This is a genomic window from Thiobacillus sp. (genome assembly GCF_024708915.1).
The window spans coordinates 1-7804 of sequence record NZ_JANJXQ010000113.1; the positions used below are offsets into that span (position 1 = coordinate 1).

A 7804-nucleotide genomic window follows, 5' to 3' on the forward strand; every position below is an offset into this window, starting at 1 on the left:
GCCACCAGGTGCAAGCACCCGTGCTGCCGTTCGACTTGCATGTGTAAAGCATTCCGCCAGCGTTCAATCTGAGCCAGGATCAAACTCTTCAGTTCAATCACTGCTATTACTTCAAATACTTCTGTCGCTCAACTCAAACTCACGCCGTCAATCAATCCAACGACGCTTCATTCAAGTGTGAGCATCTATGCTAGTTGCCGCCCCAGACAAAACCAGGACAGCTACCGCATCAACACCCACACCTATCGGCTGTAAATTGTTAAAGATCAATCGATTAGCAGTGCTTTGCGCTGTTTGCGTGTCGCGCTGCGTTTCGAGAAGCTGCGCATTCTACAGAGCAAAAATATTCCGTCAACACTTTCGTCAAATTAATTTCAAATAACCGTGACGCGGGCAAATTTCCGCTTACCGACCTGCGCGACCACCGTCGCCCCTAGCGGCACCGCCACGCCCTTGTCCGCCACGCGTTCTCCATCCAGCCTGACGCCGCCGCCGGCAATCTGGCGAATGGCATCCGAGGTGCTGGCCACCAGCCCGGCCTGCTTCAACAACTGCGGCACCGGCAAGCTTCCTTCCACGGCAGGCAGGCTGATTTCCGGCATATCGTCCGGCAGCGCGCCTTTCTGGAAGCGCGCTTCAAATTCCGCCAACGCTCCGGACGCCGCCGCCGAGCCGTGAAAGCGCGCAACGATCTCCTGCGCAAACCGCACTTTAATGTCGCGCGGATTGGCGCCGTCGGCGACCTGCCGCTTCCAGTCCGCGATAGTGGCCAGCGATTCGAACGACAGCAAGCGGATGTAGCGCCACATCAATTCGTCGGACACCGACATCAGTTTGCCGAAAATCTCCTGCGGCGGCTCATCGATGCCGATGTAGTTGCCCAGCGACTTCGACATCTTGTTGACGCCATCCAGTCCTTCCAGCAGCGGCATGGTCAAAATGCACTGCGCCGGCTGCCCATGATGTTTTTGCAGTTCGCGTCCCATCAGCAGGTTGAATTTCTGGTCGGTGCCACCCAGCTCGACGTCCGCTTTCAGCTCTACCGAGTCGTAGCCCTGGATCAGCGGGTACAGAAACTCATGGATCGCGATCGGTTGCTGGCCGGTATAACGCTTATGGAAATCGTCGCGTTCCAGCATCCGCGCCACGGTATGGGTCGCGGCCAGCCGGATCATGCCGGCCGCCCCCAGGTTTTCCATCCATTCGGAATTGAAGCGCACCTCGGTCAGCGCCGGATCGAGAATCTTGAACACCTGTTCCTGATAGGTCCTGGCGTTTTCGGCCACCGCCTCGCGGGTCAGCGGCGGCCGCGTGGCGTTTTTGCCGGTGGGGTCGCCGATCATGCCGGTGAAATCCCCCACCAGGAAAATGACCTGATGCCCGAGCACCTGAAACTGGCGCAATTTATTCAGCAGCACAGTGTGGCCCAAATGAAGGTCGGGCGCAGTCGGGTCGAATCCCGCCTTGATTCGCAGCGGGCGGCCCGTTTTCAGCTTCTCGATCAGCTCGGTTTCCACCAGCAGCTCATCGGCTCCACGCTTGATTTCCTGCAAGGCGTCCTGCATCAAATTCCTCTCTGTATAGCGGGTCAAGTTTGTTCAGGTCTGGCCGTTAACCATCAATACCGCTTCACCCAACGCACACAAGCTGCTGTTTGGATTGACAAAAACCTCCCGGGGCCATTTGTGTTAGACTCCCGGCTCGATTACGGATAGGGAAACGGTTTATGCCGCTCACCAAACTGAGAATCTTAACCGATCGCATGAGCGGAGCGGAACGCCGCTTCAGACTGCGCACTCTGGTTGCACTCTCCAGCCTGCCGCTTTTCGGTGTTGTTGCCGCTTTCGGCCTCGCACCGGACACCAACACACTCGACATCGTTCCGGCAACCATCACCGAAGCCATCTCCCTGCCGACGCCGGTCAGCGTCAGCGCGGCCGGCACGTTCGAACGCGAAAGCGTGATCCAGGCCGGCGATACCCTCGCCAGCGCACTGTCGCGGCTCAAGATCGACGACCTGGAAATCCAGCGTTTGCTGACTGCCGACGCGGTGCGCCAGATGGCCTCCAGCATTCGTGCCGGCAAGCGCATCCAGGTCACCACCGCGCAGGATGGACAGTTGTTAAGCATTCAGTTCGAGCGCAGCAATGCCGCTGCCCTGACGGTGCGCCGCCAGGACGGCGGCTACGTCGCCGAAGAAGCCAGCGAACTACTTGAAACCCGGGTCGTAATGCGTTCCGGCCGCATCCTGACATCGCTGTATGGCGCCACCGATAGCGCAGGCATCCCCGACAAGATCGCCGACCAGATGGCCGAAACCTTCTCCACCAGTCTGGATTTCCGCGAGGACATGCGCCGTGGCGACACCTTCTCGGTCATCTACACGGTCAATTACCGCAACGGCGAACCCATTGCCGCCGGCAAATTGCTGGCAGCCGAATTCGTCAATGCCGGCAAACCCTATCGTGCCGTGCTGTTCCGTGATCCCTTCGGACGCGAAGACTATTACACCCCCGAGGGCGAGTCGCTGAAAAAGGGCTTCCTGCGCTCACCGCTCGAATTCTCACGCGTCACGTCCAGCTTCAGCAATTCACGCAAACATCCCGTATTCGGCTTTCACCGCGCCCATACCGGCGTCGACTTCGGCGCGCCCACCGGCACCCGGGTCAAGGCCACCGGCGATGCCACCGTCACATTCGCCGGACGCAAAGGCGGTTATGGCAACCTGGTCATCCTGCGGCATTCCAATGGCTATGAAACCTACTACGCCCACTTGAGCGCGTTCGCTTCGGGCATCCGCACCGGCCGCTCGGTCGGCCAGGGCCAGGTCATTGCCTACGTCGGCTCGACCGGCGCCTCCACCGGCCCGCACCTGCACTATGAAGTACGCATCGCCGGACGGCCACAGAACCCCATGACCATCAAGCTGCCGGGTTCGCCGCCGCTGGCCGTGGCACAGCGTGCGCGCTTCCTGCAGGAGACGGCCAGCTGGTCCGACAAGCTGGCCCTGTTGCGCGGCACCAACCTCGCCGCGCTCGATTGAGCGGCACCCCCCATGCATGAGACCGAACACTATGTCGGTCTCATGTCCGGTACCAGTCTCGACGGCGTCGACGCTGTTCTCGCCGGAATAGGCCCCACGGGCCAGCCCCGCCTTCTCCGCAGCCATTATCTGCCCTACGTCGACAGCCTGCGCGCGCAGTTGCTGGCGCTGCATACGCCGCAGCCCGACGAAATCCATCTCGCCGCCATCGCCGCCAATCAACTTGCGCATCTGTATGCCGATGCCGTCAAGGAGCTACTTGACGGCATCGCGCCCGGCACCGTTCGCGCAATCGGCTGCCATGGCCAGACCCTGCGCCATCGCCCTGCAGATGGTTACACGCTGCAGATCGGCAATGCCGCCCTGCTGGCCGAACTCACCGGCATCACCGTTGTTGCCGACTTCCGCAGCCGCGACATCGCGGCAGGCGGCCAGGGCGCACCGCTGGTGCCCGCCTTTCATGCCCGGGCACTGCGGCATCCGGACGTTCACCGCGTCATCGCCAACATCGGCGGCATCGCCAATATTACCGATCTACCGACACATGGCACCGTGCGCGGCTGGGACACCGGTCCTGGCAACATGCTGCTGGACGCATGGATCAAACGGCACCGTGGCACCCATTACGACCGCGATGGCGCCTGGGCGGCCGGCGGACGTGTCGACACCGCTCTGCTGGACTTGCTGGCCCAGCACGCCTACCTGAAACAGCTGCCGCCCAAAAGCGCCGGGCGCGAGCAATTCAATCTGGACTGGCTGGACGCGACGCTTGCCCGCATGGGTCACGCCATCGACCCGGCCGATGTGCAGACCACTCTGCTCGAATTCACCGCTGCCAGTCTCGCCGATGCGGTGAAGCGTGAATGCGGCGGCGCGCAGGAACTCTACGTCTGCGGCGGCGGGGCGCACAACGGCGCGTTGATGGGCCGCATTGGCGCCCTGCTCCCGGCGGTCAAGGTCGGCGCCACCACCGCGCTTGGCATCGATCCGGACTGGGTGGAGGCCCTCGCCTTCGCCTGGCTGGCCCGGCAGACGCTGCACCACGAACCGGGTAATCTGCCTGGGGTGACCGGCGCCCGGGGCGAACGGATTCTGGGAGCGATTTACCCGGCTTGAACCCGCAGCCACCGGGCCGGGGGGCTCTCCCGCCTTGCAGGAACGGCAGTTCGCCACGACACTTCCAATAAAAAAGCGGCCGAAGCCGCTTTTTTATTGGGTGAGGAAGCGCTTACGCCGAGAACGACGAGCCGCAGCCGCAGGTGGTGGTGGCGTTCGGGTTCTTGATCACGAACTGCGCGCCTTCCAGACCTTCCGAGTAATCGATCTCGGCGCCGACCAGATACTGGAAGCTCATCGAATCGACCAGCAGGGTGACGCCGTTTTTCACCATCACGGTGTCGTCTGCATTCTGCGCTTCGTCAAAGGTGAAGCCGTACTGGAAGCCGGAGCAGCCGCCACCCGAAACAAACACGCGCAGCTTCAGATCGGGATTGCCTTCTTCGTCGATCAGGCTTTTGACTTTGCTGGCCGCGCTATCGGTGAAAACCAGGGGGGATTCCATTTCGGTTACTGCATTCATGGCGATGCTCCTTGAAAATGTGTGGGGTGATTATCCGCATCACCCGGCCGTCGTCAAGCAAAGACCCTGTCAGGGCCGCGGAGTTCCCCGGCAAGCCGTCAAGGCAGCATCCCCACATCGGCCAGCGCGGTGTCTTCAGGCAGGCCGAACACAATGTTCATGTTCTGCACCGCCTGTCCCGCCGCGCCCTTGACCAGATTGTCGATCACCGACAGCACCACCACGGTGTCGCCACCCTGCGGCCGATGCACAGCGATGCGGCACACATTGGCGCCGCGTACCGAGCGGGTTTCCGGGTGACTGCCGGCGGGCAGCACATCGACGAAAGCCTCGCCCGCGTAGCGCTGCTCGAACAGGCTTTGCAGATCGATGTCGGTGCTCAGCTTTGCATACAGCGTTGCGTGGATACCGCGGATCAGCGGCAACAGGTGCGGCACGAAAGTGAAGTCCACCGGTTTGCCGGCGAAACGGTCCAGCCCCTGCTTGATTTCCGGCCAGTGGCGATGGCCGCCGACGGCGTAGGCCTTGAAATTGTCCGCCGCTTCGGCAAACAGGATATGGGTTTCCGGCTTGCGCCCGGCGCCGGACACGCCCGATTTGGCGTCCGCCACCAGAAAGCCGGTATCCACCGCGCCGGATTCCAGCAAGGGCAGAAAACCCAGTTGTACCGCGGTCGGATAGCAGCCCGGGTTGGCGATCAGCCGCGCGCTGCGGATCTGGTCGCGGTTGAGTTCCGGCAGTCCGTACACGGCCTCGGCCACCAGATCGGGGCAGGCGTGCTCCATCTTGTACCATTGCTCCCACACCGCGATGTCCTTGATGCGGAAGTCGGCCGCCAGGTCGATCACCCTGACGCCGGCGTCGAGCAGCGCGCGCGCCTGCTGCATCGCCACGCCGTTGGGGGTGGCAAAGAAGACCACATCGCAATTTTCCAGTCCCGCCTCTTCCGGGGTGGAAAATGCCAGCTTTACCCGTCCGCGCAGGTTGGGAAACATGTCCGCCACCGGCATCCCGGCTTCCTTGCGCGAGGTGATGGCCTTCAGCTCCACCTGTGGATGGCGCGCCAGCAGGCGCAGCAGTTCGACCCCGGTGTAGCCCGTGCCGCCGACGATACCGACTTTGATCATGGTGTGATGTCCTTGCAAACAATGGCCCAATTGTAAGACACGCCCGCTGGCCGGGCGTAAAAAAGCCGCCCGAAAACGGACGGCTTTTCTGCGGCAAGCGGCTGACCCTGAAGATCAGCGCTTGGAAAACTGCTTGCGGCGGCGCGCCTTGTGGAAACCGACCTTCTTGCGCTCGACTTCGCGGGCATCGCGGGTCACGAGGCCAGCAGCCTTCAGCGTGGGCTTCATTTCGGCGTCAAGGTCGATCAGCGCACGGGTAATGCCGTGGCGCACCGCGCCAGCTTGGCCCGATTCGCCACCGCCCGATACGTTGACCATGATGTCGAAGCGGCTCAGGTTGTCGGTCAGCGCCAGCGGCTGGCGCACGATCATGCGGCCGGTTTCGCGGGAGAAATACTCGTCCACAGGCTTGTCGTTGACGACGATCTTGCCGCTGCCGGCCTTGATGAACACCCGGGCAACCGACGATTTGCGACGTCCCGTACCGTAATTGTAGTTACCGATCATGATGCGACCTTAAGCGTTGATGTCGAGGGGCTTGGGCTGTTGAGCCTCGTGCGGATGGTCCGCGCCCGCGTAGATTTTCATTTTCTTGATCATGGCGTAGCCCAGCGGGCCCTTGGGCAGCATGCCCTTGACCGCCTTTTCCAGCGCACGGCCGGGGAAACGCTCCTGCATCTTGTCGAAGCTGGTTTCGTAGATGCCGCCGGGATAACCGGAGTGGCGATAGTATTTCTTGTCGAGGCCCTTGTTGCCGGTCACGACCATCTTGCCGGCGTTGACCACCACGATGTAATCGCCGGTGTCGACGTGGGGGGTGAACTCGGGCTTGTGCTTGCCGCGCAGACGGCGGGCAATCTCGGAAGCCAGGCGACCCAGCACTTTGTTATCGGCGTCAACCACGAACCAGTCGCGTTTGACTTCATGCGTTTTAGCGGAAAAGGTTTTCATGACCCAACCTCTGCACAGAGGACATTCTCGGAAAGCCGGGCATTTTAACCGCCGGGCCGGAGCAAAGTCAAACACTGCGCAACAATCGGCCAGCGCCCCGCTCCCGCATACAATCGTGCCATGACTCCCTGGCTCATGACCAACCTGATCGCCGCCGCCCTGTTGCCGCCGCTGTCGCTCGTGATTCTGCTGGCTGCCGGGCTTATCCTCAACCGTCGCCGCCCCCGTCTCGCCATGTCGCTGATCCTGCTCTCCGCCGCCTCGCTGTATGCCCTCTCCACTCCCTGGGTCGGCGGCCTGCTGCAGAAAACCCTGGAAATCAGCCGCCCGGTCGACTTTGCAGCCCTGACGGATGCCGGCGCCATCGTCGTCCTCGGCGGCGGGCGGCGCCTGGCGGCAGCCGAATACGACAGCGACACCGTAAACGGCATCAGCCTGGAGCGTCTGCGCTACGCAGCCTTTCTGCATCGTGCCAGCGGCCTGCCGATTCTCGCCACCGGCGGCAAGCCCGGCGGCGGCACGCTCGCCGAAGGCCGTATCATGCAGCGGGTCCTCCACGACGAATTCGGCGTTGCCGCCCGCTGGATCGAAGAAGCGTCGCTCACCACCTGGGACAACGCCCGGCTGTCCGCGCCGCTGCTCAAGGCAAGCGGCGTGCGCCGCATCGTGCTGGTCAGCCACGCCTGGCATCTGCGCCGCGCCGTGCCGCTGTTCGAAGCGCAGGGCCTGGAAGTCATCCCCGCCGGCATCCAGTTCGCCAGCACCGACCTCGACGACGTGTTCGACCTGCTGCCCACCCCTGCCGGCTTGCGCGACAGCAGCTTTGCCCTGCACGAATGGCTGGGCATTCTGTGGTACAAACTCCGCACGTTGCGAACCTGAGGAAACCCCATGAAAGCCCGCGTCAAACTCATCGAAGGCGTCAGCTTCGTCGGCCAGAGCGAATCCGGCCACAGCGTCGTGATGGACGGCCCGCCCGAAGGCGGCGGCAGGAACCTCGGCGTGCGGCCGATGGAAATGCTGCTGCTGGGCCTCGGCGGCTGCTCCGCCTACGACGTCGTCCACATCCTGAGAAAGGGCCGCCAGCAGGTCACCGACTGCGTC

Annotated in this window: 9 protein-coding genes and 1 rRNA gene; 4 read left to right on the plus strand and 6 right to left on the minus strand. The window is 62.6% G+C overall.

Going from position 1 to position 7804, the window contains the following annotated elements:
• Both Q0L94_RS08350 and tyrS read right to left on the minus strand, forming a co-directional pair.
• A 16S ribosomal RNA gene (locus Q0L94_RS08350) occupies positions 1–95 on the minus strand; the annotation flags it as partial.
• 279 nt (positions 96–374) lie between these two features.
• The gene (gene tyrS / locus Q0L94_RS08355; RefSeq protein WP_296752396.1) at positions 375–1565 is read right to left on the minus strand and encodes a tyrosine--tRNA ligase; all 1191 of its coding nucleotides are present in this window, start codon (positions 1563–1565) and stop codon (positions 375–377) included.
• A gap of 197 nt (positions 1566–1762) precedes the next feature.
• Here tyrS and Q0L94_RS08360 point away from each other — a divergent pair, with 197 nt between their 5' ends.
• Both Q0L94_RS08360 and Q0L94_RS08365 read left to right on the plus strand, forming a co-directional pair.
• Positions 1763–3043, plus strand: coding sequence for a peptidoglycan DD-metalloendopeptidase family protein (locus Q0L94_RS08360; RefSeq protein ID WP_296752383.1), 1281 nt, complete (start codon positions 1763–1765; stop codon positions 3041–3043).
• Positions 3044–3055: 12 nt separating this feature from the next.
• Complete coding sequence (locus tag Q0L94_RS08365; protein WP_296752386.1) at positions 3056–4159, plus strand: anhydro-N-acetylmuramic acid kinase; 1104 nt, start codon at positions 3056–3058, stop codon at positions 4157–4159.
• 112 nt (positions 4160–4271) lie between these two features.
• On the opposite strand, the gene erpA is transcribed toward Q0L94_RS08365, so the two are convergent.
• The 4 genes from erpA to rplM form a co-directional block, all read right to left on the minus strand.
• Positions 4272–4622, minus strand: coding sequence for an iron-sulfur cluster insertion protein ErpA (gene erpA / locus Q0L94_RS08370; RefSeq protein WP_296639657.1), 351 nt, complete (start codon positions 4620–4622; stop codon positions 4272–4274).
• Between the two features lie 98 nt (positions 4623–4720).
• Positions 4721–5749, minus strand: coding sequence for an N-acetyl-gamma-glutamyl-phosphate reductase (gene argC / locus Q0L94_RS08375; protein ID WP_296752388.1), 1029 nt, complete (start codon positions 5747–5749; stop codon positions 4721–4723).
• 114 nt (positions 5750–5863) lie between these two features.
• On the minus strand, positions 5864–6256 hold the full coding sequence (rpsI, locus tag Q0L94_RS08380) for a 30S ribosomal protein S9 (protein ID WP_018079615.1): 393 nt from the start codon (positions 6254–6256) through the stop codon (positions 5864–5866).
• Positions 6257–6265: 9 nt separating this feature from the next.
• Entirely contained in the window at positions 6266–6700 is a 435-nt protein-coding gene (gene rplM / locus Q0L94_RS08385) for a 50S ribosomal protein L13 (protein WP_018079616.1), read from the minus strand.
• Between the two features lie 120 nt (positions 6701–6820).
• On the opposite strand from rplM, the gene Q0L94_RS08390 reads away from it, so the two are divergent.
• Together Q0L94_RS08390 and Q0L94_RS08395 are read left to right on the plus strand one after the other, a co-directional pair.
• Positions 6821–7582 (plus strand): YdcF family protein, encoded by a 762-nt coding sequence (locus tag Q0L94_RS08390; RefSeq protein ID WP_296752392.1) that lies wholly within the window; start codon positions 6821–6823, stop codon positions 7580–7582.
• A gap of 9 nt (positions 7583–7591) precedes the next feature.
• The coding region (locus tag Q0L94_RS08395) for an OsmC family protein (protein ID WP_296752394.1) at positions 7592–7804 on the plus strand (213 nt) is incomplete at its 3' end.